At 68.9% G+C, this 17,432-nt stretch carries 18 protein-coding genes and 1 pseudogene; 12 read left to right on the forward strand and 7 right to left on the reverse strand.

Features of this window, described 5'->3' with window-relative positions; genetic code table 11:
• Nucleotides 1-240: 240 nt before the first annotated feature.
• The 4 genes from IE318_RS42840 to IE318_RS42855 all read left to right on the forward strand — a co-directional run bounded on the left by IE318_RS42840 (nt 241) and on the right by IE318_RS42855 (nt 4,006).
• Complete coding sequence (locus IE318_RS42840; protein WP_189908260.1) at nt 241-669, forward strand: VOC family protein; 429 nt, start codon at nt 241-243, stop codon at nt 667-669.
• 286 nt (nt 670-955) lie between these two features.
• Complete coding sequence (locus tag IE318_RS42845) at nt 956-2,053, forward strand: ABC transporter permease (RefSeq protein WP_189908261.1); 1,098 nt, start codon at nt 956-958, stop codon at nt 2,051-2,053.
• 40 nt (nt 2,054-2,093) lie between these two features.
• Entirely contained in the window at nt 2,094-3,011 is a 918-nt protein-coding gene (locus IE318_RS42850; RefSeq protein WP_373311445.1) for a helix-turn-helix transcriptional regulator, read from the forward strand.
• 524 nt (nt 3,012-3,535) lie between these two features.
• Nucleotides 3,536-4,006: a cupin domain-containing protein gene (locus IE318_RS42855; protein WP_189908263.1), complete on the forward strand. Its 471-nt coding sequence runs from the start codon at nt 3,536-3,538 to the stop codon at nt 4,004-4,006.
• A 624-nt stretch (nt 4,007-4,630) separates the two neighbouring features.
• On the opposite strand, the gene IE318_RS42860 is transcribed toward IE318_RS42855, so the two are convergent.
• Complete coding sequence (locus IE318_RS42860; protein ID WP_229904169.1) at nt 4,631-4,912, reverse strand: hypothetical protein; 282 nt, start codon at nt 4,910-4,912, stop codon at nt 4,631-4,633.
• A gap of 7 nt (nt 4,913-4,919) precedes the next feature.
• Here IE318_RS42860 and IE318_RS42865 point away from each other — a divergent pair, with 7 nt between their 5' ends.
• Nucleotides 4,920-5,840 (forward strand): DUF1963 domain-containing protein, encoded by a 921-nt coding sequence (locus IE318_RS42865; RefSeq protein WP_229904170.1) that lies wholly within the window; start codon nt 4,920-4,922, stop codon nt 5,838-5,840.
• A gap of 149 nt (nt 5,841-5,989) precedes the next feature.
• Nucleotides 5,990-6,160, forward strand: a pseudogene (locus tag IE318_RS42870) (IS1380 family transposase); the annotation flags it as partial.
• Between the two features lie 226 nt (nt 6,161-6,386).
• Here IE318_RS42870 and IE318_RS42875 read toward each other — a convergent pair.
• Both IE318_RS42875 and IE318_RS42880 read right to left on the reverse strand, forming a co-directional pair.
• Nucleotides 6,387-7,166, reverse strand: a complete 780-nt coding sequence (locus IE318_RS42875; RefSeq protein WP_189908264.1) for an SDR family NAD(P)-dependent oxidoreductase — start codon at nt 7,164-7,166, stop codon at nt 6,387-6,389.
• Nucleotides 7,167-7,346: 180 nt separating this feature from the next.
• Nucleotides 7,347-8,207, reverse strand: coding sequence for an NAD(P)-dependent oxidoreductase (locus tag IE318_RS42880; RefSeq protein ID WP_189908265.1), 861 nt, complete (start codon nt 8,205-8,207; stop codon nt 7,347-7,349).
• A gap of 102 nt (nt 8,208-8,309) precedes the next feature.
• Here IE318_RS42880 and IE318_RS42885 point away from each other — a divergent pair, with 102 nt between their 5' ends.
• The 6 genes from IE318_RS42885 (at nt 8,310) to IE318_RS42910 (ending at nt 13,092) form a co-directional block, all read left to right on the forward strand.
• Nucleotides 8,310-9,140 carry a helix-turn-helix transcriptional regulator gene (locus IE318_RS42885; protein ID WP_189908266.1) on the forward strand — a complete coding sequence of 277 codons (831 nt, stop codon included), beginning with the start codon at nt 8,310-8,312 and terminating at the stop codon, nt 9,138-9,140.
• A gap of 345 nt (nt 9,141-9,485) precedes the next feature.
• Nucleotides 9,486-10,109: a DUF4232 domain-containing protein gene (locus tag IE318_RS42890; RefSeq protein ID WP_189908267.1), complete on the forward strand. Its 624-nt coding sequence runs from the start codon at nt 9,486-9,488 to the stop codon at nt 10,107-10,109.
• Nucleotides 10,110-10,262: 153 nt separating this feature from the next.
• Nucleotides 10,263-11,741: a DMT family transporter gene (locus IE318_RS42895; RefSeq protein ID WP_268256789.1), complete on the forward strand. Its 1,479-nt coding sequence runs from the start codon at nt 10,263-10,265 to the stop codon at nt 11,739-11,741.
• Nucleotides 11,742-11,923: 182 nt separating this feature from the next.
• Nucleotides 11,924-12,193, forward strand: coding sequence for a hypothetical protein (locus tag IE318_RS42900; RefSeq protein WP_189908269.1), 270 nt, complete (start codon nt 11,924-11,926; stop codon nt 12,191-12,193).
• Complete coding sequence (locus IE318_RS42905) at nt 12,193-12,420, forward strand: hypothetical protein (RefSeq protein ID WP_189908270.1); 228 nt, start codon at nt 12,193-12,195, stop codon at nt 12,418-12,420. The genes IE318_RS42900 and IE318_RS42905 overlap by 1 nt, the downstream gene beginning before the upstream one ends.
• Nucleotides 12,421-12,639: 219 nt before the next feature.
• Complete coding sequence (locus IE318_RS42910; protein WP_189908271.1) at nt 12,640-13,092, forward strand: hypothetical protein; 453 nt, start codon at nt 12,640-12,642, stop codon at nt 13,090-13,092.
• 92 nt (nt 13,093-13,184) lie between these two features.
• Here IE318_RS42910 and IE318_RS42915 read toward each other — a convergent pair whose 3' ends face one another.
• From IE318_RS42915 to IE318_RS42930, 4 genes are all read right to left on the reverse strand, one after another.
• Complete coding sequence (locus tag IE318_RS42915) at nt 13,185-14,330, reverse strand: epoxide hydrolase family protein (protein WP_189908272.1); 1,146 nt, start codon at nt 14,328-14,330, stop codon at nt 13,185-13,187.
• Nucleotides 14,296-15,588: an MFS transporter gene (locus tag IE318_RS42920; protein ID WP_229904171.1), complete on the reverse strand. Its 1,293-nt coding sequence runs from the start codon at nt 15,586-15,588 to the stop codon at nt 14,296-14,298. Before IE318_RS42920 ends, IE318_RS42915 begins: the two co-directional genes overlap by 35 nt.
• Nucleotides 15,585-16,259: a TetR/AcrR family transcriptional regulator gene (locus IE318_RS42925; RefSeq protein ID WP_189908273.1), complete on the reverse strand. Its 675-nt coding sequence runs from the start codon at nt 16,257-16,259 to the stop codon at nt 15,585-15,587. Before IE318_RS42925 ends, IE318_RS42920 begins: the two co-directional genes overlap by 4 nt.
• Nucleotides 16,260-16,395: 136 nt before the next feature.
• Entirely contained in the window at nt 16,396-17,202 is an 807-nt protein-coding gene (locus IE318_RS42930) for a helix-turn-helix domain-containing protein (RefSeq protein ID WP_189908274.1), read from the reverse strand.
• Between the last annotated feature and the right edge of the window lie 230 nt (nt 17,203-17,432).

The raw sequence follows: 17,432 nt of genomic DNA on the forward strand, positions 1-17,432 counted from the left end.
TGGTTCCTGCACACCGCGGACGCCACCTGCCCGTTCCTCACCCCGGGCCGCAAGAGGGTCCCTCTCGAACCACTGCCTGGGGGTTCTTCTACCTCGCCTGTGAGAATCTTGCCGGAGCCACTTCAGCCCGTACGCCGAGAGTCGCCGCCGCGCACCGGCCACCGTCACCATGGTGGTACAGCTGTTCCTACCGTTCAATCCTCTCTGGTTACAGGGTGGGCCAGAAGCCATGCTCACTGCATGAACATTCCTCTCTCTCACGACCATGTCGGGATCAGCGTCACTCCCGAGGATCTCGACGCCACGATCGAGTGGTACTCGAACAAGCTCGGCTTTATTGTCGAGCGCAAGTTCGAGTCCCATGGGACGGCGTTCGTCTTCATCGTCAACGGGGACGTCAAGATCGAGCTGCTCGCCGGCGCGGCAAACCGCAATCCGACGCCGCCCGACAACGTGCTCGCGAGCCTGGACCCGGAGCGCCTGCACCATTTCTGCATCGCCGTCGACGACCTCGACGCGATGGTGTCTCAACTGCGCGACCGTGACGTGCCGTTGATCGGCGGCCCCATGGACGTCCCCGCGATCGGCCGGCGCATCGCGTTCGTCACCGACAACGTCGGCACCATCATCGAGATCAGTGGGCCCGGATCCTCACTCTCTGGCGAGTGACAGAAACCGCCCGGCTTTCACCATCGCGACGTTCCTCGGACAGGAGCCTCGCGCGCGTGCGGCCGTCGGCCGCGAAGCCGCCGGACTGCGCGGCACCGTTGCGTCCTTCGCACCAAGTCCTGGGCCCACGTCTCCGGTTCGGCAGGCCTCTGGGCGAAACCATGATGGAACGCCGTGATCAACGAGGGCCCACCGGTCCGATCGCACACCAGTGAGGCCGCCCGGGGCGGACATCGGCCCGCACCGATCACTCGTCCCGGCCGGCCACCAGGACCACTCACCACACATGGGAAGGAAGGGCCGAACCTTGACAGCCCCCCGTAGTATTCGGCCGGAGCGGGCCACGCATCACAGCCTGGGGGACGACGCCCCCGCCCCCACCACACGCGGCTCCAGCACCCGGAAGGCGGTCCTCGTCCCGACGATGGTCGGGCTCGTGATCGGCACACTGTTCGTGACCATATTCCTCGCCGCCTTCCACACCCCCGAGCCGCACGGTCTGCCCGTCGGGATCGTCGGCTCCACCTCACAGGTCGAGGCCGTCGAGCAGAAGCTTGTGACAAACTCACCGGGAAGGGTCGCGTTCACCCACTACGCATCGGTCGACGCTGCACAGGACGCCGTCGAGCATCGCCAGGTATACGGCGCGTATATCGTCTCCGGTGACGGAGCGAGTACCCGGCTGCTGTACGCGGGAGCGAACGGCCCTGCCGTCACGAACACACTTCAGGGCATCTTCGGAACCGTCGCGCAGTCCTCGCAGGCAACGCTGGGGAGCCAGGATGTGGCCCCCACGTCCAGCGGTGACACCCGGGGCCTGTCGATCTTCTACTCCGGATTCGGTCTCGTGCTGGCAGGCTATCTGTTCGGTCTCGTCTCCTCCCAGATGGCGCCCCGGCTCCCCCTGCGCCGACGCCTGCTGAGCCTCACCGCCTTCTCCACCGCCAGCGGTATCACGGTCGCGCTCACAGCCGGCGGAACCGGCTTCAATGCTCTGCCGGGGAACCTGGCCGCCATCATGGCGGTCATGATCCTGATGGCGATGGCAGTCGGATCGGCCACACTGCTGATCATGCGCGTGGCCGGCCCGGCCGGAACTCTCCTCGCCTCATTGATCCTTCTCATCCTCGGCAACGCCACCAGCGGCGGCACCCTCCCACCGGCCTACCTTCCGGACTGGCTGCGTCCGCTCTCGGAGATCCTTCCCGTCGGCCTCGGTGTGCGCGCACTGCAGGGGGTGTCCTACTTCGGCGGCGACGGCTACCTACGCGGTATCGTCCTGCTGACCGTGTGGGCCCTCGGGAGCGTCGCAGTCCTGTGGGTCCTCGACCGGGCCGCTGCGCGCCGCCACGGCGGCCCGTCCACAGTCGCCGCACCCCTGTAGATCTCGCCATGACGACCGAGCAAGCAGGAAGATGGACGGCATGACAAACATTCCCGGGACCGGACTCGGCGAGATGATCCGCATGTGGCGGGACCGGCTGCCTCCGTCGGCCGCGGCACTGCCGGTGGGCCGGGCACGCCGCGCGACGGGGCTTCGGCGCGAAGAACTCGCCGAACTCGCCGGTGTCTCGGTCGACTATGTCGTACGCCTTGAGCAGGGACGGGCCAAGACGCCCTCGGCGAGCGTGGTGGCGTCTCTGGCACGTGCCTTGCAGTTGTCGAACGCCGAGCGGGACCACCTGTACCGGCTGGCCCAACTCGCCCCGCCGGAGGACGGCGAGATCTCCGATCACATCCCGCCCGGTGTTCAACGAGTGCTCGCCCGGCTCAAGGACGTCGCGGTCGCCGTGTTCGCGGCGGACTGGCAGCTGATCTGGTGGAACCGCAGCTGGGCGGCACTCCTGGGCGACCCCTCCTCGTCTCCCCCGCGACTGCGCAACTTCGCCCGCGACAGATTTCCGCTTGAGAGAGGTCCGGCCCACCTCGCACTGTGGCCCGTGACCGAAATGGACAAGGACGCCGTCGACGCCGCCGTCGTGGCCGACCTTCGCCACGCCACCGGCCGCTTCCCCCGGGCCACCCGTCTGGCAGAGCTGGTCCGCGACCTGCGCGCGGGCAACCAGCGGTTCGCCGACCTGTGGGCGACCGGTACGGTGGCCGCACACCGGGAGGACCACAAAACCATCGAGCACCCTTCGGTGGGACAGGTCACCGTGGACTGTGATGTGCTGACCGACGGTGACTCCGACCTCAAGATCGTGATCATGACTGCGGTGCCCGCCAGCGCGGACGAGACCAAGCTGAAACTCGCTTCGATCGCTGGGGCACCGGACACCACGAACAACTCGCCACACGCCAGTGGGCGGACTCCGAGCCGGCCGAGGACGGAAAGCTCATAGCGCTGCTCAACCCACCGCTCCTCTCCTGTCGGCGGCCGTGATGAGGCCGGTTCCTCGGCCGGTGTCAGGCCACTGAGAAGGACGTACAGGTCGCGGTGTTCTCGCCGGCGGGGGTAGAGAGAGCCCACGGTGCGGGCGTTCTCGTGGGCGCCGGGCCGGACACGGCAGGCACTGGACCTTGGTGAACCGTGCCTCGATGAGCGCGGCGGCGGTGGGAGAGGAGGTCGGGCAGGGGCCGTGCTGGCCCGCGCTGACCTGGCCCTGCGGGCAGGCGACCTGCATGTGGTCGAAGTCGTTGTGGAAGCCGTCGCCGTCGAAGCCTTGATCCGCGTCTCCTCCCGTCTGGACGCCAGCTGGAGGACCACTCTGCGCTCCAGCTTCGGCCGCTTGTCGACCGGCGGATTCGCGGGCTGCCCGATCCGCAGGCGCGCCTCTGGCTTTGAACCATTGTGGGCAGTGCCACGTCGTAGTGGTGAGACAGGTCCGGTCGGGACGGGCAGCACCTTCAGAAGGGGATCGAATCCATGTCATTCGGCGTGCCCAAGCACATGTCACTGGAGAGCGGCGAGGGCATCTTCCTTGTTGGAGACACTTATTCGGTGCTCCTTTCGTCCGAGGAGACGTCCGGGAAGCTCGGCATGGTCGAGGTGCTCGTCCCGGCGGAAGCGGGACCGCCGCCGCACACTCACCTCAATGAAGACGAATGCTTCATCCTCATGGAGGGGAATCTTCAGGTGACGGCGGGTCATGACGAGTACGAGGTTTCGCAAGGCGGGGTCGTGTACATCCCCAGGGGAACGAGCCACAAATACCGAAACCTAAGCGACACCGAGCCCGCCAAGATGATCGCCCTGTTCACACCCGCCGGGATGGAGCGGATGTTCCGGGAGATAGGAAAGCCTGGCATTCGTGGTCAATTGGCGCCTCCCGTGGACTTCGCTGACGTCGAAGCCATGGGCAACGTCGCCCAGAAGTACGGATTCACCTTCGACTGAGGGACCAGGCACGATGTGGGCGCCCCGGCACTCGGATGAAATACACAGCCGCCACTGATAGTGGCAGCAGTCGGCAACGCGGTACGTGCCACGCCGCCCTACCGGCAACGACCCCTTCCGCCTCTCCCTCGCCGTATGGTGCGACTGGACCAGATTTCCGCAGCTCCCAGCCTGCGTCACGATCTCAGCGCGGCCCATCAGGCCGTCGCGACCGGCCTCGAGGTCGACGACACCACCCTGCTCTTGTATCGGGACTGGCTCCGAATCAACATCCGGCCGGGAACGGGTAGGGCTTGCACACCTGCGTCCGGTAGTGGGCGGCGGGTCGCTGGAGCCGCTGTTCGCGGCCGAACGGCAGGCCGTGCAGCAGCGCGGTGATGCCGAGGAACTGCGTTCCCGGGTGGCCGCGGTCCCGAAGAACGTTCCTGAGTTGACCGCTCTGGCCCGGCCCCGTATGACGGTCCGTGGTACCGACCGCCGCCCACCTGGTACGCGCTCCTGTTCCCGCAGCTCCACGCAGCTCGGCCCGCCGAGTCATGCAGCCGGCTGCGGGCCCGCCTTGGCTGTTGTGAACGGCGGGCCCGTCGGCCACGAGGCACCCACGGGCCGCTGAGCCGACGTTCCCTACTTCCAGGCCTCGATCAGGTCCTCCGGGTCCCAGTGTGCGGCCAGTGGCAGACTGCTGGTGACGCCGCTGCGGGAGACCGCGACCAGGGGGGTATCCGGGCCGGCACCGGGCACGGCGAGCATGTCCCGTGCCAGGGCGTCGTATTCGTGCCGTCCGAACGGGCGGTCTTCCAGCCATTTGATCGAGCCCAGGAAGTGCACTGTGCCGGCCACGGGCTCACGGTCGGCGCCCACCAGGTCGATCTCGGGGTTGTTCTGCCGGTTCCACCAGCCGCCCACCGCTTCGGTGGCAGGCCAGCGGTCATCGGGCAGCAGCCGCTCCAGCGAGGCGCGGATCTATAGTGCTCGCATGATCCCTGACACACTGAACCGCTTCCGTGAAGAGGCACTCGCCAGCGGCATTCCGTCGGCGGATGTGGAACGGTGGGTCGGCACCGCTCGCCCCTGCGTGAATCTCGATTGCACGGGGGACGGGCCGGTGGTGGGCCGGCTCGGCGGACCCGTGATGCTTCCCGCCGACGCCCCTGACCCCTGGTGTCCCCTGGCTGCCTCCATCGACCTCGCGGCCCTGCCCGCGGACGCGACTGACCTCCCCCTGCCGCCGGACGGCCAACTCCTGCTGTTCGCATACCCCCGGGTGGACTGGACGACCACCTCTCCCACCCCGAACATGGGCGAGGTGAGGTACGTCCCTGCCGGTACACCCGTCGAGGAACGCCAGATGGATCTCATCTTGGAACCGGACGACTTCGTCACCCGTCTGAAGTTCCCGCAGGGCGATCTGCGTCGCATGAAGCCCGCTGTCTCCCTGCCGGAGCACCTGTCGATCATCGACCCGGGACCGCCTCGCGAGGTCAAGGATTTCCCAGAGCACCCCTGTGCCGGGGAACTGATCGAGGCGTGGATGGAAGTGCCACAAGGAGACGTCACTCATCCGGGTGTCCAGATCGGCGGATACGCCGTGGACGAGCTCGGCGAGTTGGACCCTGCCATGATGGCCGGGCAGCTCGCGTCCATAGAAGAGGACGCGGGCCGACGACCGAAGACCGGGGCGGAAACACGTCCCGAGGACTGGGTGCTCCTCACCCAGTGGTGGCATGGGATTCAAGGCCTGGAGATGGCACTCTTCTACTGGGCGATCTCAAGGGAGGATCTGGCCGCACGGCGTTTCGACCGGGCGTTCGCCACCATGACCTGGAATCCCTGACACCGGAACCGGTCAGCACGGTCGGTCCGTTCGGCCACTGATCAAGGCAACCGGGCACGGGCCCCGTCGTTGCCCGTTGCAGCTCTGCCACCGTGCTCTCGTCCAGCCACTCAACGTGGTCCCTGCTGGGGGTCGCTGACCGATCCTAGCTGGCCGATCTCGCCGATGCCACCGGCCTGACCACCGCGTTCACGGAAGCGCTGCGCAGGCTTCGGCCGCGTGGCACCGGGCAGGACCCCGGCCGGATCGCGGCCGATCTGGCAGTGATGCTCGCCGACGGCGGCGAGGCGACAGCGGACCTGGCCCTGCTGCGGGACCAGACAAAGGTCTGCTTTCGGCACCGCGCCGCCCCGAACCGCAGCCCTCGATTGAGGGCAGCACGGGAACGGGTCTCCAAGGGATCACTGAACGTCACAGCTCCGTGATCGCCACGACCTGGGCCCGTGCTGCCACCGAGGTCCGGAGTGCACGGGGGGTGGGCCGCCAGTGCCCTCGCCGCCCGAAGGCACTGACAGCCTGTGTTCCCCTTGCGGCTGACCGGCCGGGTCAGCCGACGCGGTAGCGGGAGGCGAGTTCGGGGCTCTGGCCTCCGAAAGCGGCCAGATCGGCCTGGAAGACGGCGTCCAGAAGGCCGGTGTGCTCGACACCCGGAGCGCAGACCACCTCGCCCAGTTCGAGGCCCTTCAGGCCGGCGGTGACGACATCGTCGGCGGACATGCGGGGCAGGGCACTCAGGTCCATGCCCTGACGCTCGTGGAACTCCGTGGCGACGACACCGGGGCACAGGACCTGAACCTGGACGCCGGTGCCTTCCAGTTCGGCGCTGAGAGTCTGGGACATGGCCACTAGGTGGGCCAGAGTGCCCGCGTAGACGGCGCGGCGCGGCATGACCGACTTGGGAGCGGGGCCGCTGAACGCGATCATTCCGGCCACGTTGATGATCTGGCCCGCGCCGCGCTCCTGCATGCCGGCCACGGCGGCGCGGGTCAGCATGGTCGGGGCGACGACCTTGACGTGGACGAGTTCGCACGCATTGTCCGCGGGCAGCTCGGCGAGCGGCATGTAGTGGGCGACGCCCGCGTTGTTGACCAGCATCGTCAGCGGCTCGGTGGCGCAGATCTCCGCGACGGTGTCGACTCCGCTGTCGGTGGCCAGGTCGGCGGCGACGGTCCGGACCGACACGTCGGGGTGACTGTCGGCGAACTCCTTGAGGCGGTCCTCGCGGCGGCCGACGACGATCAGATCGTAGCCATCGGCGGCAAGACGTTCGGCGAATGCCTTGCCAATGCCGGACGTGGCACCGGTGACGAGGGCGAGCTTGCTCATGAGAGGTGTTCCCGTTCTTGCGTCAGTGGCTCCGGTCGGCCCGGTGAGGGACCGTAGGGACTGTCAGTGGTGTGGTGGCGGCAGACCGGCCGCGCCGAGCCGAGGGGGTCTGCGCGCCTGGCGTGCTGCGCCGATTCCGCTCGGATCGCAGTCACGCCGGCCGCGGCCGGACTCGGCCCTTCACGGCCGGATGGCGGACGCCTGGAGACGGTGGACCAACTTCGGCAGCCCACGGGCACCTGTCAGTCCCCGCGCCGTGACCGCGGTGGCGTCGACGCCGGCCTCGCGCAGGGCCCGGTCGAACAGTTCCATGTCCAGCGCCTCGACGCCGGAAAGGTGCCCGACGTTGTCGGGCCGCACCATGGTGTTCAGCAGCGACAGAGCAGCGCTCGACGCACTGCCCAGCTTCCAGACCTCGACCAGGCGGGGAAGGTCCAGCTTCAGCTCGTCGGCCAGGCCAGCGATCTCCTCGACCGCCGCCTGGTTCATGGCCAGCAGCGCGTTGTTGAACAGCTTGGCCATCTGGCCCGAGCCGGCCGCTCCGAGATGCACGACATGCCGGGAGAACGCCTCGAACACCGGCCTGCAGCGTTCGACGGCCTGCCGCGGGCCCCCGACCATCGTGGTCAGCCGGCGTTCCTCGGCCGCCGGACGGCCCCCGCTCACCGGCGCGTCCAACGCCTCCGCCCCGGCCTCGGCGCAGATCTCGGTCAACCGCACCGCATTGCCGGGAAGCCCCGTTCCATGATTGACGACGACTGCTCCACGGCGCAGTCCTTCCCCCAGCCGGCCAGCGAGCTGCAGGACATCGTCGTCGGTGGACACACACAGGCAGACGATGTCGCAGGCGGCCGCCAGCCCGGCGGCCGTGGTGTGCCGCTCGTGGGGCACCCCGTCCAGGCCGCCGAGTGACGCGGGGCGGCGCGCCCAGGTGTGCAGGGGGAATCCCGCCTCGGCGATCGCGGTGGCCATGGGCAGGCCCTGATCCCCCAGGCCGATGAACCCGACCACCGGTCCGGCGGGCGTCTGTGTCGCTGTCATGCCCCCACAGTCGGCGCAACACACACCATCAGCCAGTAGATGGGATTTCCTAGGACTGCCGGTACCAGGAAAACCACCGATGGCCTGGTGATAATCGCGAGTATGGCGACCACAGCACTCGGCGCCGCCTTGCGTCAATGGCGGGACCGTGTCACTCCCCAGGCTGTCGGCCTGCCGTCGGGCGGACGACGGCGAGCCGCGGGGCTGCGCCGCGAGGAGCTGTCCCAGCTGGCCGGCGTGTCCGCCGACTACATCACCCGCCTGGAACAGGGGCGCGCCACCCACCCCTCCGCGCACATCGTCGAAGCCCTGGGCCGCGCCCTGCGGCTCACCCGGGAGGAGCGAGCCCACCTCTTCGAACTCGCCGGACTCGCTCAAACGGGATCCGGCGCGGTGCCGGGGCACATCCCGCCGAGCGTGTACCGCACGCTGGACCGCCTCACCGGCACACCCGTCGCCGTCTTTGACGCCTCATGGACGCAACTGCTGGCCAATCCGCTCTACGTGGCGCTGATGGGGGAATGGCACGGACGGGACCTCAACGCCCTGTGGCGCAACTTCCTCAGTCCGCACAGCCGCATACGCCACTCTCCCGAATCCAGGCAGGCGCTGCTGGCTTCGCTGGTCGCCGACGTCCGCCGCACAGCGGCGCGTTATCCCGACGACGCGCGCCTGCATTCCCTCATCGCGGAGCTGCGCCGCCGCAGCGCGCACTTCGACGAACTGTGGGAATCGGGTGTTGTGGGCACGCACCAGGACGGACGCAAGATCATCGATCATCCCCAGGTCGGCGCGCTGACCCTGGACTGCGACGTCCTCAGCGTCGCCGGCAGCGACCTGCGCATCATGATCTACACCGCCGAGCCCGGCAGCGAGGACGCCGACCGCCTCGCCCTCCTGGGCGTGGTAGGCACACAGACGCTCACGGGATGACTCCGCCTCGCCCGCCGGACGGGCGGCCGCGTCAGAACGCGCCGGCGGCCCGTCCGTGTGTCGCGTGAAGGATGTCTGGCATGGTTCCCGCCTCCCACCCCGCCGTCCCGGGGGCACGGCGCCTGCGGGTCGCCGGGCACCGGCCGAGACCACGCCACCACCAGCGCGCCCAGGCATAGCCACATGCATCGAAGACAGCGGGTTCAGCACAGGATGTCACCGCGCCGTCGCGCACATGTCACAGGCGTGTCCTGAGCCGTCTCGAGGGTGAACAGTCCGATGGATCACCACGTTCTGGCTATGCGAAACGGGCGTTCCACACAAGGCACTTGGCCGGACGATTACATGGGAGACGACGCCATGCGTGTTCTCAGGACTTCAGCTCTCGCCCTCACGGCCCTTGTCGCGAGCCTTTCCCTCACGGCCTGCGACCCGGTCGGCGGCGCCGACGCCGTTGACGCGCTTCCCACCAACAGCGCGAAGCCCGGTGCCGGGGGCGGGAGTTCGGCGCCCGACGCTGCCGAGACCCCGAAGGATCCCGGAGCCGGTGGGGAGGGCCGCGCCAAGGGGACACCGTGCAAGACCGAGGACCTCAGCTTCGACACGCAGCAGTTGGAAGACCGTAAGCCGGGCCTGCTGATGATCGCCGTGGAAAGCTCGAAGCCCTGCGAACTGTACGGATTCGCGAAGGTGGTCGCGCACAGCAATTACGGCTCGGGCCCCATCGACAAGAGCGACGAGGAGCCGGTGCCCGTTGAGGTGGCGCCCGGACAGACTGCCCGGATCGACATCCACTACCCCCCGAACACGACGGGTGGCTCAGGCGTCACCTACAGCAACCTGACCATCACGCCGCCGGACAACACCAAGTCCGTGACCGTGGACGTCGGCTTCAACGTCGGGGTCGATGACGACAACGGTCCCATCACCGTCGACCCCATCGTCGCCGCCGGCACACCGGAGGACTGACCTCGCCAGGAGTGGACCGGTTCCGTAGAGGAGTCGTGCCAGTGCAAGGGCCGTTGAACCGATCGGGCCGACGGCCCGTTGTAGTCCCGCACGTGCCCGAAGGTCACGCTGCCGGACCCGCTTCCAGTTCACGATGAAGGCCTGCACCCTGGCATGCGTACGAAGCTCGACATTGTCTCCATTGCCGCCGTCATTGTGACAGTTGTCGGATTCTCCATGACCGCACCCCTGACCGCGTACGGCACGGCCCCCGCCGTCGCCTTGGCCTTCGGGCGCAACGCGCTGGGGCTCCTCACCCTGGGGCCGGCCCTCATGGTGTTCCGCCGCCGTGAGGTCAAGAAGGTGTGGCGCGGAGAGCGTCTCCTCATCCGCAGGGAACAGCGCCGCGGCGTCTTCATCGGAACCCTCGCCGGCACGGCACTGGCGGCCCATTTCGTTACGTTCATGTCAAGTCCGAAGATGACGAGCGTGGCGATGGCGACGGCGTTGGTCGCCACCCAGCCCGTCTGGCAGGCTCTCATCGCCACCATGCTGGGCCAACGCCCTCCCCGCATCACGTGGATCGGGCTCCTCGTCTCGGTGGCCGGTGCGATGATCGCGAGCGGAGCGGATCTCCGAGCCGGTGACAGCAGGGCCATCACCGGTGACGTCCTCGCGCTCGCGGGCGCGATCGCACTGGCGGTCTACGCGACGTTCAGCGAACGGGCACGGCCGGACATCAGCACACCGCTGTATTCGGTCCTGTGCTCCTCGGTGTGCACGGTCGAGCTTCTGATCGTTTGCCTCGTCACGGGGACACCACCCGTCACCTTCACCGCCGACAACTGGATCGCGTTGCTGGGACTTCTCGTCTTTCCCCAGCTCCTCGGTCTGTTCTCGCTCAACTTCGCCCTCGGCCGGGCCCCGGCCACAGCCGTCAGCGTGATGCTGCTGCTGGAAGCTCCCGCAGCCGCGCTCATCGCCTGGTTGTGGTTCGGCCAGCTCCCGGGGGGCGTGGCGATGGTGGGGCTGGCCATGATCATGCTGGGTGTGACCGTGGTCGCGGTGGCCGATGCCCGGAACGCCGAGGGCGCGACAGACGCCGACGGCCCGGAGTCCACGACCGTGACGCTCCCCGTGCATCCGTTCCCTGCCCTGGGGCCCGTCGACGTGGGCGATCCTCACGCCTTCCTCTGGTCGGCAGCGCGCGCTGGGCGGTTCGAGGAGGTGGAAGCCACCATCCGAAGGGCCGAGAACCGTGCCATCCAGCGGCACGGCGTCAAGTCCACCGAAGCCACGCACTGGATCGAGGTACGCGCCGTGATCGCCCACATCGCCGGGGACCACGGTCTCTCGGCCCAACTCTGGCTGTCCGCCGCCCGGTTCCACTTCTCCTTGCCGGGTGGCCACCTGAGCGCGGCACGCGCATGTCTCGATCAGGCCTTCCGCGAGTGGGGCAAGCTCGAGGACGAGCATCTCGTCGAATCGCTGGCGCCGGCGCTCCGTGCCATGTACGACAACGACCCCGGCCACCGTCCGGACATCCGGGAGGCGATCGACAGACGCCTGCACCGAAGTACCCAGGAACACGGGCAGGTTGCTTACGGCAAATGGCCGGCGCACGGATTCGGCTTCGGAAGAGCTCCGTACTGACCGGTTCGCAATTGCTCCCCACGGCCGGGACCGCCGACGCTCCACAGGATCCGGAACGGACCCTCAGGGGCGAGCTGCAATCTCGACCGAACCGCGCGCTTTCCGTCTTCGTCTCTCCCAGGACGGTCCTCGAACCGCCTGGTCGGCGTGAAAGCACGCGGCCCTACCAGCCCTGGACGGATATGAAGAGGAAGATCCTGATCACCATCGCCGCCTTCGTCGGCGTCTCGGTCGCCGCCGCAGTCGTCGTACCGGTGCTGAGGAAGCACAACGACGGCTTCCCCGACGGGTTCAACGACCACGTCCTCCATGAACGGGCCAAGACCTTCGCGAAGGCTGAGGACGCCCCGGATCCCGGCGACGGCGAAGGGAGGTTCGTGCTCCCCTCCTGGGTTCCCCGGGATGCCACCGACGCCAGATCAAGATTCAGACCACGGGCAACGCCGAGCTGATGCGCTTCACTCTCGGTGACACGCCGTTGAAGTTGGACGACGGGGCGGGTTGCGCCCCGGACGGGGTGTTCACCGCTGAGCCCGGCCTCGAGGCGACCTGGTGGACGCCGCGGGTGGGGGAAGGAGACGGGCGGCCGGAGTGTTCGGGGCAGTACCAGTTCCGTGTGGTGGTCGAGGCCGGCAAGGTGTACGCCTGGAGCAACGGTGACCTCGTCGCAACCGGCTGAGACGGTACTGATCCCCGTCCTCCCGCTGCTGGCCCCACTGATGGTGCTGTACTCCCTCGTTCGCAGCGCACGCCGCGTCGCCTGGCGCATCTTCCTTCGCGACGAGAGCTTCCTCGGCGCACCGGATTCGGCCGTGGCCCGCGTGCACAGGCTCCGGAACTGGCGGCGGTCACGGTGTCCGTGGCAGTTCTCACGGCTTTCGGCAGCCTGAAGGACGCCGTGGACCAGCTCGAGGACCACTGGATCGCGCTCCTTCTGACGCCCTGGCTGCTCATCGCCAGCGGGCCGGTGGTCTTCACCGTCCTCATCCTCTGTGCGCCGGTCGTCCGCCGCCGGGCCATGAGGGGCGCGTTGCGTGCACCGCTGCGTCACTTCGCCTGGTTCATCGGCACATTGTTCCTGGTCCCCACACTGATCGTCGGCTTGTTCGTGGCCACCCCCTTGGAAGTGAACGATTCCCTCGAAGGGTGGCTGACCATCCCGTGCCTGATCGCGGCCCTGTGGGCGGTGTTCCTGTTCCTGTTCGCGTCGGCCGCGGTCGCACGGACCGGCTTCGGCTCCGCCGCGGTGCACCCCGCAGCCCGGGCAGCGAAACCGCCAAGCGCCTCCGTCTGCTCGATGTCGTCGGCACCCAGGACTGGGCCACGCCGACGGGGTGAGCCGGTGCGGTGACCGACGGCTGCACCGTTGCTCCCCCCGACGGCCGGATCCCGCATGTCCGCTCGCCTCGTCTCGTGCCCCGGCGAACGGCATCCCCACGGAGATCACATCCGCGGGAAGCGGTGAGGGCGGAAGAACTCGGTGATGTCGCGGGCGAGCAGGTCCGGTTCCTCGTGGGCGGCGAAGTGTCCGCCGCGGGGCATGTGGGTGTAGCGCGTGATGTTGTAGGTGCGCTCGGCCCAGCTGCGTGGTGGCCGGCTCAGGTCGGCGGGGAACAGGGCGACGGCCGTGGGCACGCTCACCCGTTCCACGCGCCGGGTCAGGCCGTGGGCGTATTCGTAGTAGGGCCTGAACGAGGTGGAGATTGTGCCGGTGAACCAGTAGAGAGAGGCCTGGGTGAGGAGGAAGTCGTCGCTGAAGCGGGCGGAGAGGTCGCCGTCGCAGTCGCTCCATGCGCGGTATTTCTCGATGATCCAGGCGAGCAGGCCGGTCGGCGAGTCTGCCAGTCCCTGGCTCAGGGTGAGGGGACGGGTGCTCTGCTGGTGCTGGTAGCCGCCCTCGTGCGTCTGCCAATCCGCCACGGACTTCAGATACTCCTGCTCGTGTGGGGTGAGAGTGGCGGGATCGTAGGCGGCGGGGGCGGCCACGGCCAGCAGATGGATGCCGACCAGTGCCTCGGGGTGGGCCTCGGCGAGTCGCGAGGTGATTCCGGCGCCCAGATCTCCGCCGTGCGCGGCATACCGCTCGAAGCCGAGTACGTCGTGCATCAGCCGGTGCCAGAGGTCGTGGGTCTGCTGCTTCTCGGCGAGCGCGGGCCGCTGGGGCGAGAACGCGAATCCGGGCAGTGAGGGCACGATGACGGTGAAGGCGTCCTCGGCGCTGCCTCCGTACCGGGAGGGGGTGGCCAACCGGTCGGCGAGAGCGGTGAGTTCCAGGAAGGAACTGGGCCAGCCGTGGGTGAGGACGATCGGCAGCGCGTCCGGGTGCTCGCCGTCGTAACGGAGGTAGTGCACCGGCGTGCCGTCGAGGTCGGCCATGTGGGAGGGCAGGGCGTTGATGGCGGCTTCGTGGGTTCGCCAGTCGTAGCCACTGGCCCAGTAGGCGGCGAGGCGGCGCAGTTCCTGCGGGTCGGTGCCGGCGTCCCAGCCGTCGACCGGCCAGGGCTCGGCCCATCGTGTGGACTCCAACCGGGCACGGAGTGCGGCCAGTTCCTGATCACTGATCGCGATCACAGGCAGGTTGCTGAGCATGGTGTTCTCCCGGGGATGCTGAAGGGGTCGGCGTGACGGCATGGGCGGTCCGCGCCGGAGAGTGTGGGACCGGCGGAGCGGGGCGGGCCGCGCCGGCGAGGGTCGCGGCCCCGAGCATGAGGACCGCGACGACGAGGAGAGCAGGTGCGAGTGCGGTCTCGTCGGCGAGGAAACCGATCAGCGGGGGTCCGCCGGCGAAGCCGCAGTATCCGATGGAGGTGATGACGCCGACCCGGTGGGCGGCACGGTCGGGGTCGTCCGCACCGGCGCTCAGGGCCACGGGGAAGCCGAGCGCCGCGCCCGTTCCCCACAGCACCAGGCCGGCAGGTCCCGCCGGAGCGGGGCCGAGCGCGAACAGCGCGACACCGATGGCCGCGGCGGCGGCAGCCGCACGCAGGGCGCCGGGCCGGCCCAGCCGGTCGACGATCAGCGGCCCGAGCCAGCGGCCCAGGGTGACGGCCGCGAGGAATGCGGCATAGGCCAGGGTTCCGACGGCAGCCGTGGTGTGGTGGCGGTCGATGACGGTGAGGCTGATCCAGTTGCTCCCTGCTCCTTCCGCCGCGGCGAAGGCCAGCGCGACGAGGCCGATGGCCGGCGTGCGAGGGTCACGCCACGGGGCCGGACGGCGAGGTGCCTTGATGCGCGTCGGACCAGCGGTGCGGGACACGGAGTCGGGGAGAAAGTTCCGGGCGGCCACCGGGGTCGCCAGGGCGATGCCGACGGCCACCCCACCGATGTGCGGACCGACCGGAACCCGCCAGGCGGTCATCAGCGCTCCGAGGCAGGCGCCGGCAACCGTACCGAGACTGAACGCGGCGAAGAAGCGGGGCATAACCGAGCGGCCGATGCGCCGTTCCACGGCCGCGGCGTGCACGGTCACGGCGACGTCCCAGAACCCCGTCGCCGTGCCCAGCAGGAAGAGCCCGGCACCCACCAGCGGGGTCCAGAGGGCGTACCCGAGCGCCACGGCGCCGAGACTGACACCGACCAGCACGGCCACCGCGTTGACGGTACGGCGCGGACCGAAGCGTGTGACAACCGTCCCGGCCAGCGGCAGCACCACCACACCGCCGACGGCGATCATGAGGAGCAGAAGCCCGAGCGTGACCGGATCCAGGTCCATCCGGGCGCGGATCTGCGGCAGCCGGGAGGCCCATGTCGCTCCGGCAAGTCCCAGAGCGGCGAAGACAGTGTAGGTCGCCCTGGCTCCGGCTGCGATCTCTCGCGGGCTCGGCTCGGGGGCCGCAGCCGCTGTCACGCTTCTCGTCCGGTGAGCGGGGCGAGGGTCTGCACGATCGCCGCCCGCGTCGCCTCCTGCGGCTCCGGCTCGGTCGCGAGGAGGGTGTGCATGATCAGCCCTTCGAGCAGGGCGTCCAGGCGGCCGGCGATCTCCGGCCCGGTGAAGCGGGCCAGAGTCGCCCGGCTGTCGCTGGTCCACTTCTGTGTGAGCGCGCGCAGTTCGGGATTGCGCAGGGCCGCCAGGTGCAGCTCGAAACCGAGGATCGCACTGCGGCGCCGGGACGGTCCCCCCTGCACGAGGTCCACCAGGACCCGGATCAGGTCCTCGCGCTCCCCCACGTCGGTGAAGAGGTCCTCGAACTCGGCTGTCCGTTGTTCGACGTACCGGGCGAACGCCTGGGTCTGCAGTTCGGCCAGGCTGGAGAAGTGATAGGTGACGGATCCCAACGGCACGTCCGCACGCGTGGCGACCTTCCGGTGCGTGATCCCGGCCGCGCCGTCCGTCACGAGCACATCGAGGGCGGCCTCCAGGATGCGCGTCCTGCGTTCCGGATCATGCCGGCGAACCCGTCGTCCCTCGTCCGCGGCTGTGCCGGCGGACCGGTCCGCGTACTCATGCTCGTGTTCCTCTCCGGCGGCCCCGCTTCCCGCGGGGCCGCCGGAGACTCCCTGGCGTTCCGCCTTCTCCATAAGAACAAATGTACACCGCTGTTAGGAACAGATGTACTTATCGATGCAGAGACGGCGGCGTCACTTCGACGCGGCGCCTGGGGTGCACCCTCGCGGCCCGATGCGGCAAGGCGGGGATCCTGGCTGCGCGGCCTTCTCAGTCCAGGCCCCGCAGTGCGTCGTCGTCCGTGCTGCCGGGCTGCGGGAAGTACACGTACAGGACGTGGCCCTCGGGTCCGGTGAGCGTGAAGGTCTCGAAGCTGAGGCAGAGGATGCCGAGGCCGTCGACGGCGAGTCTCTTCTCGCCCACCACCCGCTCGTACACATCGTGGGAGTCCCACAGGGCACGGAATGACGCGCTGCGCTCGCGCATGCCCGCCACGAAACCGTCGAGTTCCGCGCGGCGGGTGACCGCGGTGGCGCGCAGGCCTGCGACGGCCTGCAGAGCGATCTCCTCCCAGTCGGGATAGACCTCATGCGCGCGTGGGTCGAGGAAGGTGAACTCGATCAGGTTGTGTCCCGGGCTCCAGGCCGGGTTGACCCGGGCAGCGAGCGGGGTACCGGCCAGGACGTCGCGGTTGGGGGCGACGACGAACGCGGGCAGGTCGGCCCAGCGGTCCAGCAGGTGCAGCGCCCCCGGGCGCACCGCGCGTGCCGGGCCGACGCCGTTATGGGTCGGGGACAGCGCGGGTATGGCCAGGGACGACAGATAGGCCCGCTCGGCGTCGTCCAGGCCCAGCACACGGGCCAGGGCTTCGAGGACCTCGCGGGAGGGGTTCCGGTCCCGGCCCTGTTCGAGCCGGGTGTAGTAGGAGGGGCTGAGTCCGGCAAGCAGCGCCAGCTCTTCCCTGCGCAGTCCTTTGACCCGCCGTCGTGTGTGGTCCACAACTCCGGCGGAGGCGGCGTCGATCTTCTCCCGGCGACTGCGCAGGAAGGAACCCAGCTGATTGTCGTCACGTGGCATCCCAGACGACTTTACCGCCGGCCGCACATGCGCAGAACGCGCAGAACGCGGTGAAGCTGACCCTGCGAGAGCCACCCTCAAGGGGGCGTGGCACGTCTGCCGACCCGCTGGTGCCATGGAGGCATGCAGAACGAAATCAACGAAACGTCCGTATGGCTGATCACCGGCTGCTCCAGCGGCCTGGGCCGTGCCCTGGCCGAGCACGCCCTCGAACGGGGTGACCGGGTGGC

Origin of the sequence: Streptomyces spiralis, assembly GCF_014654675.1 — a bacterium.
In the GTDB taxonomy this organism is placed as follows: domain Bacteria; phylum Actinomycetota; class Actinomycetes; order Streptomycetales; family Streptomycetaceae; genus Streptomyces; species Streptomyces spiralis.

Excerpts from the sequence above, each read along its gene's own strand:
- IE318_RS42855 (WP_189908263.1), top strand. The coding sequence starts at position 3,536 with ATGTCATTCGGCGTGCCCAAGCACATGTCACTGGAGAGCGGCGAGGGC.
- IE318_RS42900 (WP_189908269.1), top strand. The coding sequence starts at position 11,924 with ATGAAGAGGAAGATCCTGATCACCATCGCCGCCTTCGTCGGCGTCTCG.
- IE318_RS42850 (WP_373311445.1), top strand. The coding sequence starts at position 2,094 with ATGACAAACATTCCCGGGACCGGACTCGGCGAGATGATCCGCATGTGG.
- IE318_RS42885 (WP_189908266.1), top strand. The coding sequence starts at position 8,310 with ATGGCGACCACAGCACTCGGCGCCGCCTTGCGTCAATGGCGGGACCGT.
- IE318_RS42880 (WP_189908265.1), bottom strand. The coding sequence starts at position 8,207 with ATGACAGCGACACAGACGCCCGCCGGACCGGTGGTCGGGTTCATCGGC.
- IE318_RS42895 (WP_268256789.1), top strand. The coding sequence starts at position 10,263 with ATGCGTACGAAGCTCGACATTGTCTCCATTGCCGCCGTCATTGTGACA.
- IE318_RS42840 (WP_189908260.1), top strand. The coding sequence starts at position 241 with ATGAACATTCCTCTCTCTCACGACCATGTCGGGATCAGCGTCACTCCC.
- IE318_RS42905 (WP_189908270.1), top strand. The coding sequence starts at position 12,193 with ATGCGCTTCACTCTCGGTGACACGCCGTTGAAGTTGGACGACGGGGCG.
- IE318_RS42930 (WP_189908274.1), bottom strand. The coding sequence starts at position 17,202 with ATGCCACGTGACGACAATCAGCTGGGTTCCTTCCTGCGCAGTCGCCGG.
- IE318_RS42915 (WP_189908272.1), bottom strand. The coding sequence starts at position 14,330 with ATGCTCAGCAACCTGCCTGTGATCGCGATCAGTGATCAGGAACTGGCC.
- IE318_RS42875 (WP_189908264.1), bottom strand. The coding sequence starts at position 7,166 with ATGAGCAAGCTCGCCCTCGTCACCGGTGCCACGTCCGGCATTGGCAAG.
- IE318_RS42890 (WP_189908267.1), top strand. The coding sequence starts at position 9,486 with ATGGGAGACGACGCCATGCGTGTTCTCAGGACTTCAGCTCTCGCCCTC.
- IE318_RS42925 (WP_189908273.1), bottom strand. The coding sequence starts at position 16,259 with ATGGAGAAGGCGGAACGCCAGGGAGTCTCCGGCGGCCCCGCGGGAAGC.
- IE318_RS42845 (WP_189908261.1), top strand. The coding sequence starts at position 956 with ATGGGAAGGAAGGGCCGAACCTTGACAGCCCCCCGTAGTATTCGGCCG.